Annotated in this window: 21 protein-coding genes and 1 pseudogene; 20 read left to right on the top strand and 2 right to left on the bottom strand. The window is 26.6% G+C overall.

The window, feature by feature from the left end; genetic code table 11:
• Positions 1-241 precede the first annotated feature (241 nt).
• The 9 genes from NG904_RS00295 to NG904_RS00255 all read left to right on the top strand — a co-directional run bounded on the left by NG904_RS00295 (position 242) and on the right by NG904_RS00255 (position 7195).
• Complete coding sequence (locus tag NG904_RS00295) at positions 242-883, top strand: lactate utilization protein (protein ID WP_252229017.1); 642 nt, start codon at positions 242-244, stop codon at positions 881-883.
• A 228-nt stretch (positions 884-1111) separates the two neighbouring features.
• On the top strand, positions 1112-1723 hold the full coding sequence (locus NG904_RS17425) for an L-2-amino-thiazoline-4-carboxylic acid hydrolase (RefSeq protein ID WP_252229015.1): 612 nt from the start codon (positions 1112-1114) through the stop codon (positions 1721-1723).
• Between the two features lie 501 nt (positions 1724-2224).
• Entirely contained in the window at positions 2225-2713 is a 489-nt protein-coding gene (locus NG904_RS00285; protein ID WP_252229013.1) for a prolyl-tRNA synthetase associated domain-containing protein, read from the top strand.
• Between the two features lie 199 nt (positions 2714-2912).
• Positions 2913-3377 (top strand): glyoxalase/bleomycin resistance/dioxygenase family protein, encoded by a 465-nt coding sequence (locus NG904_RS00280; RefSeq protein ID WP_252229011.1) that lies wholly within the window; start codon positions 2913-2915, stop codon positions 3375-3377.
• A gap of 3 nt (positions 3378-3380) precedes the next feature.
• Positions 3381-3605 (top strand): SDR family NAD(P)-dependent oxidoreductase, encoded by a 225-nt coding sequence (locus NG904_RS00275; protein WP_353846040.1) that lies wholly within the window; start codon positions 3381-3383, stop codon positions 3603-3605.
• Between the two features lie 235 nt (positions 3606-3840).
• Positions 3841-4176 carry a hypothetical protein gene (locus NG904_RS00270; protein ID WP_252229009.1) on the top strand — a complete coding sequence of 112 codons (336 nt, stop codon included), beginning with the start codon at positions 3841-3843 and terminating at the stop codon, positions 4174-4176.
• A 153-nt stretch (positions 4177-4329) separates the two neighbouring features.
• A complete protein-coding gene (locus tag NG904_RS00265) occupies positions 4330-4551 on the top strand; it encodes a hypothetical protein (protein WP_252229007.1) in 222 nt (73 codons plus the stop codon).
• Positions 4552-5217: 666 nt separating this feature from the next.
• On the top strand, positions 5218-5853 hold the full coding sequence (locus NG904_RS00260) for an Rpn family recombination-promoting nuclease/putative transposase (protein WP_502801449.1): 636 nt from the start codon (positions 5218-5220) through the stop codon (positions 5851-5853).
• A gap of 286 nt (positions 5854-6139) precedes the next feature.
• Positions 6140-7195 (top strand): alpha/beta fold hydrolase, encoded by a 1056-nt coding sequence (locus tag NG904_RS00255; protein WP_252229005.1) that lies wholly within the window; start codon positions 6140-6142, stop codon positions 7193-7195.
• Between the two features lie 46 nt (positions 7196-7241).
• On the opposite strand, the gene NG904_RS00250 is transcribed toward NG904_RS00255, so the two are convergent.
• Positions 7242-7592, bottom strand: a complete 351-nt coding sequence (locus NG904_RS00250; protein WP_252229003.1) for a hypothetical protein — start codon at positions 7590-7592, stop codon at positions 7242-7244.
• Between the two features lie 194 nt (positions 7593-7786).
• On the opposite strand from NG904_RS00250, the gene NG904_RS00245 reads away from it, so the two are divergent.
• The 4 genes and pseudogenes from NG904_RS00245 to NG904_RS00230 all read left to right on the top strand — a co-directional run bounded on the left by NG904_RS00245 (position 7787) and on the right by NG904_RS00230 (position 10096).
• On the top strand, positions 7787-7969 hold the full coding sequence (locus NG904_RS00245) for a hypothetical protein (protein WP_252229001.1): 183 nt from the start codon (positions 7787-7789) through the stop codon (positions 7967-7969).
• 280 nt (positions 7970-8249) lie between these two features.
• Entirely contained in the window at positions 8250-8582 is a 333-nt protein-coding gene (locus tag NG904_RS00240; RefSeq protein WP_252228999.1) for a PadR family transcriptional regulator, read from the top strand.
• A gap of 651 nt (positions 8583-9233) precedes the next feature.
• A pseudogene (locus NG904_RS17420) lies at positions 9234-9296 on the top strand (helix-turn-helix transcriptional regulator); the annotation flags it as partial.
• Between the two features lie 110 nt (positions 9297-9406).
• Positions 9407-10096 (top strand): hypothetical protein, encoded by a 690-nt coding sequence (locus NG904_RS00230; RefSeq protein WP_252228997.1) that lies wholly within the window; start codon positions 9407-9409, stop codon positions 10094-10096.
• A 114-nt stretch (positions 10097-10210) separates the two neighbouring features.
• On the opposite strand, the gene NG904_RS00225 is transcribed toward NG904_RS00230, so the two are convergent.
• Positions 10211-11038: a hypothetical protein gene (locus NG904_RS00225; protein WP_252228995.1), complete on the bottom strand. Its 828-nt coding sequence runs from the start codon at positions 11036-11038 to the stop codon at positions 10211-10213.
• 161 nt (positions 11039-11199) lie between these two features.
• On the opposite strand from NG904_RS00225, the gene NG904_RS00220 reads away from it, so the two are divergent.
• The 7 genes from NG904_RS00220 (at position 11200) to mutT (ending at position 19344) form a co-directional block, all read left to right on the top strand.
• The gene (locus NG904_RS00220; protein WP_035782658.1) at positions 11200-11751 is read left to right on the top strand and encodes a helix-turn-helix domain-containing protein; all 552 of its coding nucleotides are present in this window, start codon (positions 11200-11202) and stop codon (positions 11749-11751) included.
• A 418-nt stretch (positions 11752-12169) separates the two neighbouring features.
• Entirely contained in the window at positions 12170-12859 is a 690-nt protein-coding gene (locus NG904_RS00215; protein ID WP_252228993.1) for a hypothetical protein, read from the top strand.
• A 450-nt stretch (positions 12860-13309) separates the two neighbouring features.
• Positions 13310-15013, top strand: coding sequence for a hydroxylamine reductase (gene hcp / locus NG904_RS00210; protein WP_252228991.1), 1704 nt, complete (start codon positions 13310-13312; stop codon positions 15011-15013).
• Positions 15014-15298: 285 nt separating this feature from the next.
• Entirely contained in the window at positions 15299-16486 is a 1188-nt protein-coding gene (locus tag NG904_RS00205) for a phosphoenolpyruvate hydrolase family protein (protein ID WP_252228989.1), read from the top strand.
• A 153-nt stretch (positions 16487-16639) separates the two neighbouring features.
• The gene (locus NG904_RS00200) at positions 16640-17848 is read left to right on the top strand and encodes a Tm-1-like ATP-binding domain-containing protein (RefSeq protein WP_252228987.1); all 1209 of its coding nucleotides are present in this window, start codon (positions 16640-16642) and stop codon (positions 17846-17848) included.
• Positions 17849-17951: 103 nt separating this feature from the next.
• A complete protein-coding gene (locus NG904_RS00195; RefSeq protein WP_252212104.1) occupies positions 17952-18773 on the top strand; it encodes a phosphoenolpyruvate hydrolase family protein in 822 nt (273 codons plus the stop codon).
• 187 nt (positions 18774-18960) lie between these two features.
• On the top strand, positions 18961-19344 hold the full coding sequence (gene mutT / locus NG904_RS00190; protein WP_252228985.1) for an 8-oxo-dGTP diphosphatase MutT: 384 nt from the start codon (positions 18961-18963) through the stop codon (positions 19342-19344).
• Positions 19345-19385: the final 41 nt, after the last annotated feature.

The following is a 19385-nucleotide window of genomic DNA, read 5'->3' as shown; positions in this document are numbered from 1 at the left end:
GATTATCTTAGGAAAAAAGAAAGTGATTAATATTTTTAGAAACACTTGGGATTTAATTATCTTAGGTGTTTTTTATATGTAATTTGTAAAAATGATGGACAAAAATGTTCTTTAAAATTTGAATAATCGGATATTTACAGAATATGATATAATTGATTCATAAATTAGATATTATGAAGTATGATAATTAGTATCTAAAAATAAAATTTGAACTATATTTGCGGAAAGGATATACATTTGGATGGATAATAATGTTTTGTGGTATTTAGAACAACAAATCCAGAGGACTGTAAATAATTTAAGAAAACGCAATATTGCAGGTTTTTTCGTTAAGGATGATGTTGAATTAAAAGGACTTTTAAAAGAACTTATAGATGAAAATTCTGTAGTTGGTGTAGGTGATTCGATGTCACTCTTTGAAACAGGTACTATAGATTTTCTGCGTAAAGGAAATTACACTTTTTTAGATAAGTACAGAGAAGGCATTACAAGTGAAGAGAAAAAACAAATCTATATACAAAACTTTTCTTCTGATACTTTTATGTGTAGTACAAATGCATTAACTGAAGATGGAGAACTTTATAATATTGATGGGAATGGAAGTAGAGTTGCACCAATGATTTATGGACCTAAACAGGTTATTTTAGTAACTGGTATAAATAAGATTGTTAAAAATATAGAAGAAGCAGAAAAAAGAGTTAGAAGTTACGCTGCTCCAATTGATGCAAAAAGATTAGGGAAAAATACTCCATGTACTACTTTAGGGTATTGTGTAGATTGTAAAAGTCCTAATAGAATATGTAATGATTTTACAATAATTAGAGGACAGTTTATTAAAGACAGGATAAAAGTAATTATTGTAGGAAAGCAGTTAGGGTATTAATTATTTATTTAGCAATATTCTTTCATTATAAATTAATAAAAATAAGTAACATATTAAAAAGTTGTATTATTCAAAGATGAATTTAAGGTATTTTTTGTATGTAATTTTGAGAAAGTGTATAAGTTAACTGAGAATTAAATAATTTAGTATATCCTAAATATTATATAATTGATTAATAATTGTAATTATATAAAATATTAACGCGAATCAATTTAGAGGGTGAAAAATGTGAAATGTTTTTTAATTAATGAATTTGGACAAGAACAAGGAGAAAAAATATACAAACATCAGCAAGAGAAACTTAAAAGACTTATAAAACTAAGTAGTACAGGAAAAAGTAAAGAACAGTTAGAAACTCTAAAGAATAGTATTCTTCCTAGGATAGCACTTTACAAAGTTCTGCAAGATATTCCTCAATATAAGGGATTAGCTTTGCAAATTGTAGAGAAAGGATTTTTGCTAGATTTACAGAAAGTTATATTGAATCTTCAAAAGATGGAAAAAAACGAGCATTTTTTTGAAATTTTCCGTATGAATTTTAGTGAGTCATTAAAAAGTGATAATTGGGAAAGTACAATTGTACAAAACGATAATAATTCAATGGTGTTTATTATGAAAAAATGTATATGGAATGATACTTGCATAGAGATGAATTGTCCTGAAATGTGTCAAATTTTTTGCAAAGGTGATATTGAATGCTATAGTCATATAAAAAAGATAAGTTTTGAGAGAACACAAACATTAGGGTACAACGGAAAATATTGTGATTTTAAATTTATAAATAATGAAATAAAGCAAATAATATTTATTTTAGAGAATGGCTATTTTACTATGGTTTAACCTTAACATAGGATGTACAAGAAAATATCCTTATAGCTATAATTTTGATTTTGTAGCTATAAGGGTATTTTTATTTTTACTCTTAATAATGTTATAAAAATAGTTACTAAAAATGTAATTGCTAATGTTACGATATAGATTAATGAATTGAAATATTTTTTAAGAAGACAACTTCTTATCTTCTTATATTCATATGTTTATAAAAAGGTAACTTCTTTTAATTTTGAACATCGGTTTTAATAAATAATTTAAGATTATATTAGGAAAAAGAAAAGTAATTAATATTTTTAAAAGCGCTTAGGATTTAATTATCTTAGGTGTTTTTTATACGCAATTTGTAGATTTGACGAAGTAAATTAAAAAAATGTTCTTTAAAAATTGAACAATGCATTCTTTACAAAATATGCTATAATTATTTAAAAATACAGAAAAGCTTGGGTTTGAATGGAAAATGAAACAATAATAAATTTCATGTGTTGAGATGAATGGGGGCATACGAAAATGTTAAAAAAGTCAAAAGAAGTTTATGATTTCTTAAATAGGATGGAGATTAGGTTTAAACTTATTGAGCATAAGGAAGTATATAATATTGATGAGATGATGGAACTTAACTTGCCTGACACCGATGTTATAGCAAAGAATCTATTTGTTAGAGATGATAAAAAACGTAATTATTATCTATTGGTTATCAGGAATGAAAAGAAGGTTAACTTAAAAAAGTTAAAAGAGAAAATTTGTTCAAGGCCTCTTAGTTTTGCTTCTGAGAACGATCTAAGTTCTATTTTAGGGCTTTCTAAGGGTTCTGTAACACCTTTAGGTATAATCAATGATGATGAGCGAAAAGTAAAGGTAATATTAGATAATACATTTAATGAAAGTCTTATAGGGATTCACCCAAATGAAAATACAGCAACAATATGGTTGAATGTAGTGGATTTAGTGAGGATAATTAAACAGCATGGTAATTCTGTAGAGTTTATAGAGATTTAAGACCTTAAATTTCAGTTTGTTAATGAGTTTCTTAAATGAGTTTTTTATTCGTACAATATTGAGTTTGGAAATAAATAACATATTAAAATACAATGTGAAATAATAACTTGTTATACACTTAAAAGTATATAAAATGAGAGGTGGTGAACTTTAGTAAGAGTTTGGTAATTATAATACATTCTCTTACTAAAGATAACATATGGAATTTAAATTGGCACTATTAGCAGTGAAAGATATTAATGTTTCTAAACAGTTTTATAAGGAACTATTTGATCAAAAAGTTATTCTTGATTTAGGTAAAAATGTAACGTTTAGTGGTGGGTTTGCAATACAAGAGGATTTTGCGTGGCTTACAAATTTATCTGCTAATTCTGTTAAGGAGAAGTCAAATAATATGGAATTATATTTTGAGGTAGATAATTTTGAAGCATTTATTAAAAAGATACAAGGGTATAAAAATATTGAATATGTTCATCAGCCTAAAAAACATGAATGGCAACAAAGAGTTGTTCGTATTTATGACCCTGACCATCATATTATAGAGATAGGAGAATCTATGACAGTTATAGCAAAACGTTATCTTAACAATGGATATTCTATAGAGGAAATTTCAAAAATTATTCAACATCCTATTGAATTTGTTGAAATGTGTAAAAAAAGTTGATGAATTCAGTTTATTAAACAAGTTGGTTTAAGGGGGGAACATTTTACGAATAAGGCAATTATTATTGGTGCAAGTAGTGGCATTGGAAGAGAATTAGCAAAAATTTTTTCAAGAGAGAATTATAATCTAGGATTAGCTGCAAGAAGAAGTAATCTGTTATTTGAGATTCAAAAAGAATTACCTACAAAATCATATATAAAAAGTATTGATATTTTTATAAATGCTTAGGATTTAAGTATCTTAGGTGTTTTTTTATATGAAATTCTAAAAAAGTGTACAATCTGTAGAAATGACTTAGTAATTAATAATAATGTTCTTTGAAAATTGAATAATGTGATACTTATAATATATAAATTGGTTAGTAATGATAATTAGATGTGAACTAATACTTATTACTTTTAGCTCTAAAAGTATATGAATATTAATATATTTATTACGTAAAATAAGACTGAAAGGTGGGTGAATGATGAAAAGATTTGCTGTTATATTCTTAATTTTTTTATGTTTAACATTTAATGGAGTTGGATTAGTATCTGTATTCGCAGTTGGAAATATATTTTCCCAAGGTATTTATAAATTATCTGATTTTGGTATTCCAAATACTGGTATTTTTACTATTCAAAATGTTTCACAAACCGAAGGTATGTATTTATATATTTTAGATGAAAATCAAGTTGTAATGGAATCAATACGATTAGTACCAAGCATACAAAAACTTGATACAGTACCTATAAAGTCTAACTATATCATTTTAATAATTGGTAAAGGAGAAGTATACATTACTCCAAGATCAGCATAAATGGTGACTTTGTGTAACACTTTAATTTAAGGGGATGTATTTATGAAAAAATTTACTATTTTATTCTTATTTTTTTTATGTTTATTCTCTAATATAATAGGATTAAAACCTGCATTTTCAGTTTCCACTACATTTAAGCAAGGTATTTATAACTTGTCTGATTTTGAGATTGCATCAGGTAATATTTATACTGTTAGTAATATTTCAAAAACTAATAGTGTACGTGTGATGATTTTTAATAAAAATTATATTCCAATTCAAGATATACAACTAGAGTCTAATTCATCAAATATCGATACAATACCCATGACGTCTGAGTACATATTTGTAGTAACTGGTGACGGTGAAGTAACTATCACTCCAAAATCACCATAAATAGTGACTTTGTTTAACTCGTGATTAAAAACTATCACAGCATTTAAAAGAAAAAAAGTAAGTCGTATTAGCTATTGGATTCTTATATTTATTGAAATTTTTAGTAAATGAAACTTTAAAGACTATTCTTGTAACATAATAGTTTTATATTATTAATTAATAGAAACAAGTAACAAATTGTAAAATCACATTATTCAAGAGATTGAGTTTGTGATTTTTTTTAGTGCGTAATACTACTAAAGTGTACAGGTTGGCTACAATATTAAACATTCTATTTTAACAGCCATGAATTTATATAAAACTCCTTAATCCATTGAAATTACAGGGCTGAAGTGGTATTTTTAAATTTTCCTAAGGGTTTTATAAACTGCTAGGAAAATTTCCTTGAAACCTTGAAGTTTCAATACCTTAATGGTATTATTGATTTTATAAAATAGCTATTTTACTGTGGTTTAACCTTAACATGAGACGTATGTTAATCCCTATAATTTTTAAATTCAGAATAATAATATATAATATATATAGGGAAATAACACAACCAACAGTGATAATTTAGAAGGGCGTGAAATAACTTGATTAAAAAGCATGATTTTGATGAGGCATGGAGGCATTGAACACTTAGTGAAGTTTTAGCTGAGCTTAGTGAGAAAGCCCGCATTTATAAATGTGTTCATTAATCTATTAGAAGCCTTTGAAATAGAAATAGTAGAGCTACTTTTTCCAGAGATATTTGATAATATTGCATGGGAACTTGGAACTGAAAGTCTAGATCAAGAACTACAAGAAATTCAAAAGGATATTTTTGATAAAGATAGTGCAGAAAAGATAATAAAGGTTAGATTAAGAGATAAAGGAAGTAAAATATTATTTATTCACGTAGAAGTGCAGAGATATAGTAGCGATGAAGCTGTATTTGGCGAAAGAATGTTTAGATATTTTTATAGAATTTGGGATAAATTTAGATATAAATACAAAGATAAATCAGAAATAGTTGCTGCGGCAATATACACTTACAAGGGTGAGCGTGGAAAAGATAAAAAGTATGTATATAAATTGCCAGAATTAGAAAAGGAAATATTAACTTATAATTTTAAAACAATAGATGTAGAAAAGTTAAGTTTAGAAAATATAAGTGAAGATAATCCATTAAAATTAGTATTTAAAATGGCAAAAAGATTATTAGAAACAAAACAAAAAGACGAAGATATTTATAAAGCAAAAATAAACTTAGCAGAAGAATTAATAAATTATGATAAAGTAAAAAATAATGAGCAAGTAAAGGCATTAAGCAGGGAAAATTAGAAATAGCAAAAAATTTACTAGATATTTTAGATAATAAAACAATAGCAATAAAAACTGGATTAATAGAAGAAGAGATAGATGCTCTTAGAAAAAAAGAAATTAATTAGTGTTTTTAGAAATATTTGAGATTTACTTATCCTTAATAAACTGTACCATTTAAAGAGTTGTAATGATTTTTAATTATTATGACTCTTTATTTTTGTGCAGAAAACTTAGTGATGTTATATTTACAAAATATGTTATAATTAACCAATAGAAAAATGGTAATTTGCAAGGTGAAGCAATTGTGAATTTAGAAAGAAAAACAAAATACAAATCCTTAACAATTATAAAGGTTATCTTTTTTATTATTGCAATATTTTTGTTATTGCAGTGTTTTAAACCTACATGGACACCTAAAATAAAAGGAGAAAATAGTATAAGTGAATTGCATAAAGTTCATATAAATGGAACAGAGTTAGAAATTATGATTAGGGGATACAATAAAGAAAATCCAATTGCTATTTTTGTACATGGGGGACCCTGTTGTTCAGAAATACCCTATGTGAGAAAGTACCAAGATTTATTAGAAAAGAACTTTACCATTGTTCATTATGATCAAAGGGGAAGCGAAAAATCGTATAATATTGGTACTGATTATTCAAATGTTTGTGCAAATACACATGTGGAAGATTTAATTGAACTTACAAAGTATATTGAGGAGTATTTAGGACAAGAAAAATCAATTCTTATTGGACATTCATATGGTACATATATTGCAACAATGGCAGCAAATAAGCAGCCAGAATTGTATAAGGCTTATATTGGAATAGGACAGGTATCTGATATGGTTCAAAGTGAATTAGATGGACTAAATAAATGCATAGATGCTGCAAAAATAGTAAAAGACATGGATGATTTAAAATATTTAGAAAGCGTTGAAAATGATATTAAACAAGGCAAATCTATTACTCCACGTCAATATGTTAGAAAATATGGATTTTCAGCAAAAAATATTGATGAAAATGCAGATTATTTACAAGGATTTTTATTGGGTACTGAATACAATTTCATTGATGCAATTGGTTTTTGTGTGGCAACTTCCAAGTATCAGGATGAATTAATTACAGAAACAATGAATTGTCCAATAACAGACATTGTTAAAAATATTGATATACCAGTCTATTTTGTTATGGGCAAATATGATTGTATGACCTCACCAGAAGCAGCAGACAAATATCTAAATAATCTAAGTGGAAAAAGTATAAAGCAAATGGTGATATTTAAAGATTCTGCACATTATCCGCAATTTGAAGAAAAAGAAAAGTTCTATGAATTTATGTGCAACACATTCTTAAAATGAGTAGAATGTACTTTTATTTATATGATATTTCTAAATAAGTTGATACCTAACTTTTATTTTTTTTCTTTGTAGTATATAAATTCAAAAAAATGAAATGTATAATATAACAAACTATAGCAAATCCTATAAGCAATCTTATACATATATAGTCTTTGATATCATGATATATAGGACTAGGGTTAAACATTACAATAACCATTATAATATATATTATAGAGCTTACACAAAGCAATGTACCTTCATACTTTGATAATTTCACTTCATCTTTAATAACTCTATTTTTCAATTTAATTAAATATTTTTTAGTCTTATACATTTTATACCCTTTTAAAAAGACAAGAAAACCAACTACAAAGCAATATAAATATGCAAATAATAGACATTTTGAATTTCCCATATATCCTCCTTAAAACATATTTTACCAATTATATCTAATATTATTATAAAGTTTTTCACTAATAATATCTATATATTATATAGTAAAAAGATTAAGTTATTCCAGGCATTTAGAGAATTAGGAAGGGACGCCGACATACGTGTAAAAACCGGTGACTTGATGATTATAAAAAGAAAAAAGGAGGTGCTGTAAGGATGACTGTTGATGAAATAAGAAGAAGACATTATACACAAAAAGGTAAAGAAGAAGGAGAAAAAATTAAGGCGCTAGAAATAGCAAAAAATTTGCTAGATATCTTAGATAATAAAACAATAGCAATAAAAACTGGATTAACAGAAGAAGAAATAGATGCTCTTAGAAAAAAAGAAAGTAATTAGTGTTTTTTAGGAACACTTAGGATTTAGTTATCCTTGACAAATCGCACCATTTAAAGAGTTTTAATGATTTTTAATCGTTATGACTCTTTATTTTTTTTGCAGAAAACTGAGTAATGTTATAATTTTTTTATGCTAGTAAGCAAGCAATAAGCACTACAGAACCAAGGTATTAGTAAAAAGTTTAGTTAATAGTTCCATATATATCATTTTTGTCCTTTTTATGCATGATACCTTGCTAAGCAATGTATCATGATTTATACTATTTTTAGGAGGTGACAATTTGGATAGAGAAATATTAAAAGGCTTTTTAGATATACTCTTATTGTCTTTATTAAAAAATAATGATATGTATGGATATGAATTATCTAAAACCATAAAAGAATTATCCAATAATAAACTTTCAGTTGGTGAAGGCACTTTATATCCTGCATTAAAGAGGCTTGAAGAAAAAAAATACATTGATTCTTATTGGGTTGAAAGAGGGGGAAAGCTAATTAAAAGAAAATATTACAAGATTACAATTGAGGGGATTACTACATTAAAAGAAAAGATTAATGATTATGAAATAATTAATTCCCTACTAGTTTTATGCATAGGAGGAGATCATAAATGAATAATGTCGATAAGTACTTAAATTCTATTTTGAAAAAACTGGATTTATCTTATAAAGAAAAACAAGATTTAAAATTACAATTTAAAGATCATATATTAACTTTACAAGATAATTATATTTCAGAAGGATATAATTCTGATGAAGCCTGTAAATTAGCAATTGAATCTTTTAATAATACTGAAAAAATTTCTAGTGATAATTTTAATAACAATTCATCTAATTTATCATATATGGCTAGAATATTTGCTTTTATTATATTAATAGTTGCTTTTATTATAGTTATTATTCTTTTTAATGATATAAAGAGATTATGTTATCGAATTACATATAAGGATATAATACCATTTAATTATGTATATATAGCAATTAAAGATATAATACATGGCCACAATATTAGCAATGTACAACATATTACAAATTTTAGAATTATTTCACTTTTTTTCTGTGCTTTAATGGGATTTTTAATACCAATAATAATTAATAAACTAAATTCATGTATTCCAACCTTAAAAATTTGTAGTATAAGTATTATTTTATTTGAACTTATTTTTGATAATCATCGTAATGTAGATTTTGTTATTTTTCCAATTTTAGCTTGTTTATTAGGATATTTTATTTTAAAAACAATAATAACAATTCTAAAAATCTTAAATAATAAGAAAGCAGAGAGGGATAAAGCAAGAAGATTTAGCTAATAATCTTGAAGTTTCAAGATAAACAATTGGTTCTTTGAAAATCGAAATTGTATTTTACAATTTATGTTATAATTAATAATAGTAAGTGATGTTTATTTATATAAAATGTATGATGGAGGAATATAATGGATGTATAATATAAAAAATCCAAAGCATATTGTAAGTTATATGGGTGAAAATGGATGTTGGACAAAAAGAAAGAAATTCGCTTTTATTATAGTAGCGAGTATTATAGCCTTTTTACTTTCAGTTATAATTTTTATGTGGGTATGTGTAACTGGTGGATTTCCTACTAAAACATCTGATATAAAGGACTATGGTACTTTTAAAGATTTTAGGGGATATAGCAATCTGTATATTTTTCCAACACAAATGCCAGATTCGGCACGAATAGAATCATACTATTATTATTACAGGGACACTTTTTTCGATCCTACTTGCCAGATTTATCTAGAGTATTCTCTTTCAAAATCAGATTTTGATGCAGAAGTATTAAGGCTTTCTAAAATTTCTGAAAGATATAAAAATGAAAACTATAAAGATATTGAAAACATCATTATTCATGACACAAAAAATTTTATTTACCCAGCTTATGTAACTATATTTAATAGCAATAATTGCTATGAGTATGCATTATTTAATGAAGAAGAATGCAAGATTATCTGTGTATATACTCAATTCATTGAGTATAATGATGTAAAGTTTGATAAGAAATATTTACCTATAGATTTTAAAAATGAAAAAAGTAACAGAAGTTTCAATGTTTATTATTCGTATTCTAAAAATGGGGATGGATATTTTGAGCGGCACAAAAGGTGAAACAGTTATTTTGATGTAAAGTATGTATTTTTAAAATTAAGTGAATTAGTAAAGGTATTGCTACAATAAACAATACCTTTGATTATTTAATTATTAAGTTATACATATTATTTATTAATCAGAAGTAAGAACTTTTCTTAGCGAATTTTTTAGAGAATCAACAAATCTATTACGTAATTCATCTGATATTTCTAAAAGTGAAAGATAAGGATTCAAATCTTCTAATTCCACTAACAAAAGTTCATTTTCTTCAGTTCTACAAGCATCAACTCTTTGAATTCCATGATTTAAATTGTTCCACTGAATAAATTTTTGTGCAAATTCTAAATCCTCTTTAGTAGGTACATATTCTTTAAGCTCCCATCTTTTATTTTTATCTGGTGCATATAAAGCGTATTGGAACTCCTTATCAATAAAGTAGAAAGATACTTCATACTTAAAATTTATTAATGGCTGAATTAATGTATTTTTATCATCTAAATTTCTATTTTTATAAAGTTCCTCTTTTGATAAAAACTTCATACCAATAGAATCTGCACCATCCTTTGGCTTAATTACATACTTATTTACAATTGGAAGTTTATCAATATAATTTAAATTGTCTATTGTTTTAATTACAGGATAATTTTTATCTGTTAATTCAATTAAATAATCTTTTCCTTTCATATCGGCTTTCCCATTGAATGAATTATATGTTTTTAGATTATGTAATTTTACTTTTTCTTTAAACAATCTGTATTCATTTTGGAAGTTTGATACAGGTCCTGCATTTCTAAATATAGTTAAATCATAGTCATCAATAAAATCATTCATGTCTTTTGGATTACATATGACTAATTTAAAATTCTCTCTAAGCTTTGATGTAAGAAATAAATCTTCATCATAATAAAGTCTTCCTTTAGCTTTATAATATAGGTCTGTAACAAATAATATTTTTTTCATAAAATCATCCTCCTTGTTTATTATAGATATAATTTAATTAGAAATTATAGTATAATTAATAATAGTTTTATTCGATATATAGAATTATAATTCCATATATCGAATTATAATGGTTAATTACAATAATTACAATAATTTTATATTAAGAAAGGAACTATTATATGAGAAATATTAATATCAATATAGGAAATAATGTGAAAAAGATAAGAAAAGATAGAAATCTAACTATTGATCAATTATCAATAAAAGCTAATGTTAGTAAAAGTATGATAAGTGAAATAGAAAGAGGCATAAGAAATCCATCTATAACAACACTTTGGAATATTGCTAATAGTTTAAAGATTCCTTTGAATTATTTATTAAAAGAAGACAAAATATATACTGCGACTATATACAAAATGGCAGAGAGTGATGCGATAGGAGATAATGGGTTTAATTGTTATCCGCTGCTAAGCTTTGATGAAGATAAGAAAATTGAAATATATTTTAATGAATATATGCAAAAATCTAAAACAGAAAAATCAGCTCATTATAGTGGTGTTGAAGAGTATGCATTAATAACAGCAGGGACTTTGAGTCTAGATTTAAATGGTGAAATATTTACAGCAGTTGAAGGCGAAGTTATACGTTTTTTAGCAGATAAACCACATTTTTATTTTAATGAAACAGATACTGTGGCAAAGGCTTTTGTGTTAATGTTCTATCCAAAATAGAATGTACATTAAAAATGTTAGTAATACATGATATTCTTATATGCAAAATCTAAAAAGTTAAATACTACGTAATATTAAGAAAGTGTATAATCTGTCGATTGAACGAAAATTTGCGATAAGGAACAAAGTAGAGAATAGAGTGATGAAGCTAAGAACAAAAATACATAGAGAATTTATTAATGGGGTAAAATATAATAGAAATTAAAATTAAGAACTCTAAAAATAGGGTTCTTTTATGATGCAATAAAGTAGAGATACATAATAATATGAAATCTAAATATTTATAGCAATAAAATTAAATATGGATTAGGCAGCAGCTAGTTAAAAATATTGATAATTTTATGGGTTGAATTAAATAACAGTTTATATAGATATAAGATAGTTTTAATATAAAATATTGTTTTAGGAGGTGTCTTATTTGGATAATTATAAAGACAAAGTAAAAAAATATTTAATAACATTTGTTATAATAATCGTATTAGTTATTTTATGTATATTTTTATTATGGATAAGTAAAGGTGGAGATTATAAGTTATATTATTCAACAATAGGATGTCTGCTAGGAGGATTCGTTGGAGGTACCGGAACTTTAATAGCTGTTGTTATAACTACAGAAGAAACAAGAAAAATTCAACAAGAAAATAAGAAAGCTATAATGTACAAAGAATATTTGGAAGATGTAAAAAGAAATAAACCAATATTAATATTAAAAGAACAAGATTTAGGTAACGATTATGTTAAAGAAGTGAGATTTAGTATTGGCACAATATATAATACAAATGTAAATTTACATGAAATAAAAAATGTAGGAATAGGGATTGCTAAAGATATAAAAATAAGTGCAATAACTAAAAATAATTCTAATATTAGTGAATTCTATATCAATTTATTGGAAAAAGATGGAGTTTTAAAAGAGTACTTAATAACAAACTCTCAAGAAAATAGAATGGAAGGAAATGTAGAAAAAATAGAAATAGAATGTAAAGATATTTTTGATAATTTATATTGGACAATTTATGATGTAGAGGAATTCAAAATTCAACATCAGGTATATTTAAAGATAACCAAAATTAAACATAATAAAAAAATTAAAATAAATAGTATTTAAACTAGGTTAAGTAATTAGAAGACACTTGTAGAAATAAACTTAAATGCTGAATCATTATTTAATGGAAAAGATGATTTTTTGAAGTATGTGATGAAATGATAATTCTTTTATTATTGACGAATATTTTAAAAGACCAATTTAGTAGCATATTTTAATTTTTTATGATTTTAAAGAATTAAAAAAAACTTGATTACAATGAGGATATAAGTAAAGATAAAAACAGAAACATAGTCAGCATATATTTAAAAGAATTTAATTGATGAATGTTGTAATATCAATTAGATTCTTTTTTTGTATTAAATAATTATAAAAAATTATTAATTTTAAATTAGTAACATATGTTACAGAAGAAGTGAAAAGAATATAGTAAAATTTGAATTGTTAAAGTTAAGAAATAACAAAAAGAAATTAATAATTTTTATATAAAAAAGAGAAATAGGAGGACATAATATGTCAATGTTTTGTTATCAATGTCAAGAAACAGCAGGGTGTAAAGGCTGTACTAAAGTAGGTGTTTGTGGTAAAGACGAACATGTAGCAAAGGCTCAAGATTTATTAATATATGTAACTAAAGGACTAGCTATAGTAAGTAATGAGGGAAGAAAAGTTGGAGTTACAGATAGTAAAGTTGATAAATACATAACAGAAAATTTATTTATAACAATTACAAATGCTAATTTTGATAGAGATTCTATTTTAGATAGAGTAAGAGAAACTTTAAAATTAAGAGAAATTCTAAAAGCTAAAGTTATTAAAGCTGGTGGTAAAGTTGGAGAGGTAAAAGTAAGTGGTGGTTTCTTCAAAAAAATATTTGGAATGCAAACTACAGAAATGATAATGCCAGATGCAGCAACTTGGACAGCTGATAATACGATAGAATTTGATGCAAAGGCTGAAAAAGTTGGGGTTCTTTCAACTGAAAATGAGGATATAAGAAGCTTAAGAGAACTTATAACTTATGGATTAAAAGGATTATCTGCTTATATGAAGCATGCTATGAACTTAAAATATAACAATGAAGAAGTTCATGCATTCATGGCAAAAGCATTAGCAGCTACAATAGATGATAGTTTAACTGTTGATGAATTAGTTGCACTTGCATTAGAAGCTGGTAAATTTGGTGTAGATGGTATGGCATTACTTGATAAAGCTAATACTGAAAGTTATGGACATCCTGAAATAACAACTGTAGATATTGGAGTTAGAACTAATCCAGGAATACTAATTTCAGGACATGATTTGAAAGATTTAGAGATGTTACTTAAACAAACAGAAGGAACTGGAGTAGATGTATATACTCATGGAGAAATGCTTGCTGGACAATACTACCCAAAATTTAAGAAATATAAACACTTTGCAGGAAACTATGGTAATGCATGGTGGAAACAAAAAGAAGAATTTGAAAAGTTTAATGGACCAATCCTTATGACTACAAACTGTATAGTTATTCCAAAGGATTCTTATAAAAACAGATTATTCACAACAGGAGCTACTGGAATGCCAGGATGTGCTCATATAGAAGCTAAGGCTGATGGAACAAAAGATTTTTCAGAAGTTATAGAAATGGCTAAAAAATGCAGTGCACCTACTGAAATAGAAAAAGGACAAATCGTTGGTGGATTTGCGCATAACCAAGTTTTAGCCCTTGCAGACAAAGTTGTAGATGCTGTTAAAACTGGTGCTATAAAGAGATTCTTTGTAATGGCTGGTTGTGATGGAAGAGCTAAATCAAGAAATTATTATACTGATTTTGCAGAAAAATTACCTAAAGATACAGTTATATTAACTGCAGGATGTGCTAAATATAAATATAATAAATTAAACTTAGGTGATATTGGTGGAATTCCAAGAGTGTTAGATGCAGGACAATGTAATGATTCATATTCATTAGTTGTTATAGCACTGAAACTTCAAGAAGTATTTGGACTAGATGATGTAAACAAACTACCTATATCATATAATATAGCATGGTATGAACAAAAAGCTGTAATAGTATTATTATCATTATTACATTTAGGTGTTAAAAACATTCATTTAGGACCAACACTTCCAGCATTCCTTTCACCAAATGTTGCTAAAGTATTAATGGATAACTTTGGAATTGGTGGAATAACTAATGTAGAAGATGATATGAAGATGTTTATGGAAAGTTAACAACAGTGAAAGTCTAGTTAAAAAAATTAGAAAATTATAAAGAAAAAATTATATGCTCCCTTTATAGTAGACAGTTAAAATAATAAAACTGCTTCTATAAAGGGATATTTTATTCTTTAGGAATTTATATTATTAAAAATATATTTTATGTTAAATTAAATTTTCTTGATATGGTAAAATGAATTTAATTAAAGATAAAAAGTTGATTTTTTATTAGATAACACATTAGGATTAGATTTAAATATAGTAATTAAAGTATTAGAATTAGGTAATGAGGTATAAAATATGGTGTCAAGAGAAGAGATAATTAGAAATTTAAATTTACAAATAAAAATTAATAGTCATATTATTGGTGTTGCAACAGGTGCTGGTGTTACGGCTAAATATGCACAAAGGGGTGGAGCTGATCTATTGCTTACTCTTAATTCAGGAAGATTTAGACAGATGGGAAGAAGCTCACTTGCAGGAATACTACCATTTGCCAATAGCAATGATATGGTAATGGAATTTGCATTAAGGGAAGTTGTTCCACTTATAAAAGAGATTCCTGTTATTTTTGGATTAAATGCAACAGATCCAACAATAGATTTAGAAGAATATATAGAGAATATACAAAATAAAGGATTTTCTGGAATTAATAATTATCCGACTGTAGGAATAATTGATGGAATATTTGGAAAGGCATTGGAAGAAGAGGGATGCAGTTACAGTTTAGAAGTTGAAGCTATTAAAATTGCTCATAAAAAGAACTTATTTACTATAGCATTTGTTTTTAGTAAAGAACAAGCAAGTGATATGTTAGATGCAGGAGCAGATATTATATGTGTGCATTTAGGATTAACAGAGGGTGGAATGCTTGGAGCTAAAAAGATATTATCTTTAGAGGCAGCTAAGGAAAAGGCAAAATCAATTTTTGATTTATGTGATAAAATTAGACCAAATGTAATTAAAATGATATATGGGGGACCTATTAAAACACCAGTAGACGTTCAATATATGTATAATAATTGCAACACTATGGGATATATTGGTGGATCAGCTTTTGAAAGGATACCATCTGAAAAATATATAACTAATATAACTAGAGAATTTAAATATTCAGGTAATTTAGAAAAAGATGATTTTTTAAATAAAATGTTAGATGGAATAACAAAGCATTATGACTATGTAGAATTTGTAAAAGAATATGTATCTAAAAACTACATGAATAATATATCTTTTTTAGAATTAGCTATGGTTGCAAATATTTCTAGAACACATTTAAGTAGTCTTTTTAAAAAAGAAGTTGGATGTAGCTTCCCACAATATTTAGTTAAATTTAGAATGAATAAAGCAGCAGAAATAATAAAAAAAGAAAATATACGATTATCAGAGGTTGCAGAATTAGTTGGATATGATGATTATGCACATTTTAGTAAAATGTTTAAAAAATATATAGGAAAATCACCAAAAATATACAGGGAAAGTACATAAACACAATTTTAAAATACATAAGTACATTTACTGCAAATTAGAAAAACGTTATCATTAACTTGTAAGTTGTGATAACGTTTTTTTAAAACTAAAAACTAAAAATTATGAGTGGACAAGGTAAAAATTAATTTATATTATGGGGAGTTGAGGATTATGAAAACTATAGCAATTGCAGGAACTTTTGATTCAAAGGGTGTTGAATATTTATATGTTAAAAAATTAATTGAAAGTATAGGATTAAAACCATTTACTATTCATACAGGTGTATTTGAACCAAAATTTAAACCAGATGTTTCAAATCAAGAGGTGGCTAGAGCAGTTGGTGAAGATATTTACGAAATTGCAGCTAAAAAGGATAGAGCATTGGCAACAGAAATTCTTTCAAAAGGAATGGAAAAATTGGTTCCTAAATTATATGAACAAGGTAAGTTTGATGGAATTATTTCATTTGGTGGTACTGGTGGAACATCACTTATTACACCAGCTATGAGAGCTCTACCAATTGGAGTACCAAAAGTTATGGTATCAACAGTAGCTTCAGGGAACACTGAACAATATGTTGGTTCAAGTGATATAGTTATGGTACCATCAATAGTTGATGTGGCTGGTCTTAATTCAATATCAACAAAAATCTTTGCAAATGCTGTATTTGCAATAGCTGGCATGGTGAATTTTGAAAATAAAGAAATTATAGAAAAGAAACCACTAGTAGCCGCAACAATGTTTGGTGTAACAACGCCATGTGTAAATTATGCAAGAAAATATCTTGAAGAAAGAGGATATGAAGTATTAGTATTCCATGCAACAGGAGTTGGTGGGAAATCTATGGAGCATCTAATAAAAGGTGGTTTTATCAAGGGCGTTTTGGATTTAACAACTACAGAATGGTGTGATGAATTAGTTGGAGGCGTGTTAGGTGCAGGTCACAACAGATTAGAAGCAGCTGGAAAGAATAATATACCTCAAGTTGTATCAGTAGGAGCATTGGACATGGTAAACTTTGGACCAATAGACACTGTTCCAAAGAAGTTTGAAGGTAGAAATTTCTATAAACATAACCCAACTGTTACATTAATGAGAACTACTGTTGAAGAAAATAAAATCATTGGTGAAAAGATAGCTGAAAAGTTAAATATGGCTACTGGAAATACAGCACTATTCTTACCTTTAAAAGGCGTATCAATGTTAGATGAAAAGGGACAACAATTCTATGGAGAAGAAGAAGATAAAATGCTTTTTGATACATTAAAGAATTGTATAAATAAAGATGTTGTAGAGATAGAAGAACTAAATCTTGCAATAAATGACAAAGAGTTTGGAGAAGCAGCAGCTAAAAAGCTTATAGATTTAATGAGTAAATAATATAGTTTAAAGTCTTATTACTAGAAAATAATGATATTTATAGATAACTATTAACATTATTAAAAATAGAATTTAAAAACAGTAAAATTAGGAGGAATTAATTATGAAAAGAGCAGAAATTATTAAGAAATTTAAAGAGGAAATAGCTAAAGGAAATTCTTTATTAGGAGTTGGCGCCGGTACAGGTATTACAGCTAAAAGTAGTGAAGCTGGTGGAGCTGATATGCTTATAATATATAATTCAGGAAAATATAGAATGGCAGGTCGTGGATCTTTAGCAGGATTATTATCATATGGTGATGCAAATCAAATTGTTGTAGAAATGGGAGCAGAAGTATTACCAGTTGTTAAACATACTCCAGTACTTGCAGGAGTTTGTGGTACAGATCCATTTAGAGTAATGGAAGTTTATTTAAAGCAACTTAAAGAACAAGGATTTTCAGGAGTTCAAAACTTCCCAACTGTTGGTTTAATAGATGGAGTGTTTAGACAAAATCTTGAAGAAACAGGAATGGGATATGACTTAGAAGTTGAAATGATTAGAAAAGCACATGAATTAGACATGCTTACTACTCCATATGTATTTGATCCAGAACAAGCAAAAGCAATGGCTGAAGCTGGTGCAGATATTCTAGTAGCTCATATGGGATTAACTACAAAAGGAACAATTGGAGCTAAAACTGCTTTAACACTTGATGACTGTGTTGAAAAAATAGAAGCTATTATAAAAGCTGGTAGAGCTGTTAATCCAGATATTATGGTTATTTGCCATGGAGGTCCAATTGCAGAACCTGATGATGCAGCATATGTAATTGAAAAAACAGAAGGAATAGATGGTTTCTTTGGTGCATCAAGTATTGAAAGATTTGCTGCTGAAAGAGGTATAAAAGCACAAGCAGAAGCATTTAAATCAATTAAAAAATAAATTTAAATTGAAAGTCATTCTTTACTTATAAAAGCTACTACAATATTATTATGAAAAATTAATATTGTAGTGGCTTTTATTTTTATATTTGTGCAGGAAAAAATAAGAGTACTTTAAAACATGCTATTTTAGGTCTATAATAATAAAATAGGGGCATATGATTTTTTGAAAAAGTGAGGAGATACATATGAAGATTATAGAAGTAGTTGCAGCAATAATTAAGAAAGAAGACAAAATATTTATCACACGTAGGGGATATGGTGAGTTTATCGATATGTGGGAATTTCCTGGTGGAAAAATTGAAGCAGGGGAATCAAAAGAAGATGCACTTCATCGTGAAATTAAAGAGGAATTAGAGTTAGGTATAAATGAATTAGAATATTTAACTACAATAGATTATGATTATCCAAATTTTCATTTGACAATGCATTGCTTTATTTGTCAAATAGCTGGTGGCAAATTGAATTTAAATGCTCATAATGATGCTAAGTGGGTTACTTTTGATGAATTAGATGATCAAAAATGGGTTCCAGCAGATATTTTAGTAGTTGATAAGCTTAAAAATAAATAATAAAGTATATATACCACGTTTTAATAAGCAATTAACAAAGA

This window comes from Clostridium sp. ZBS15, assembly GCF_023845705.1.
Taxonomy (GTDB): Bacteria; Bacillota; Clostridia; order Clostridiales; family Clostridiaceae; genus Clostridium; species Clostridium aquiflavi.
The sequence above is the reverse complement of the archived record's forward strand: the minus strand, read 5'-3'. Positions and strand labels throughout refer to the sequence as shown.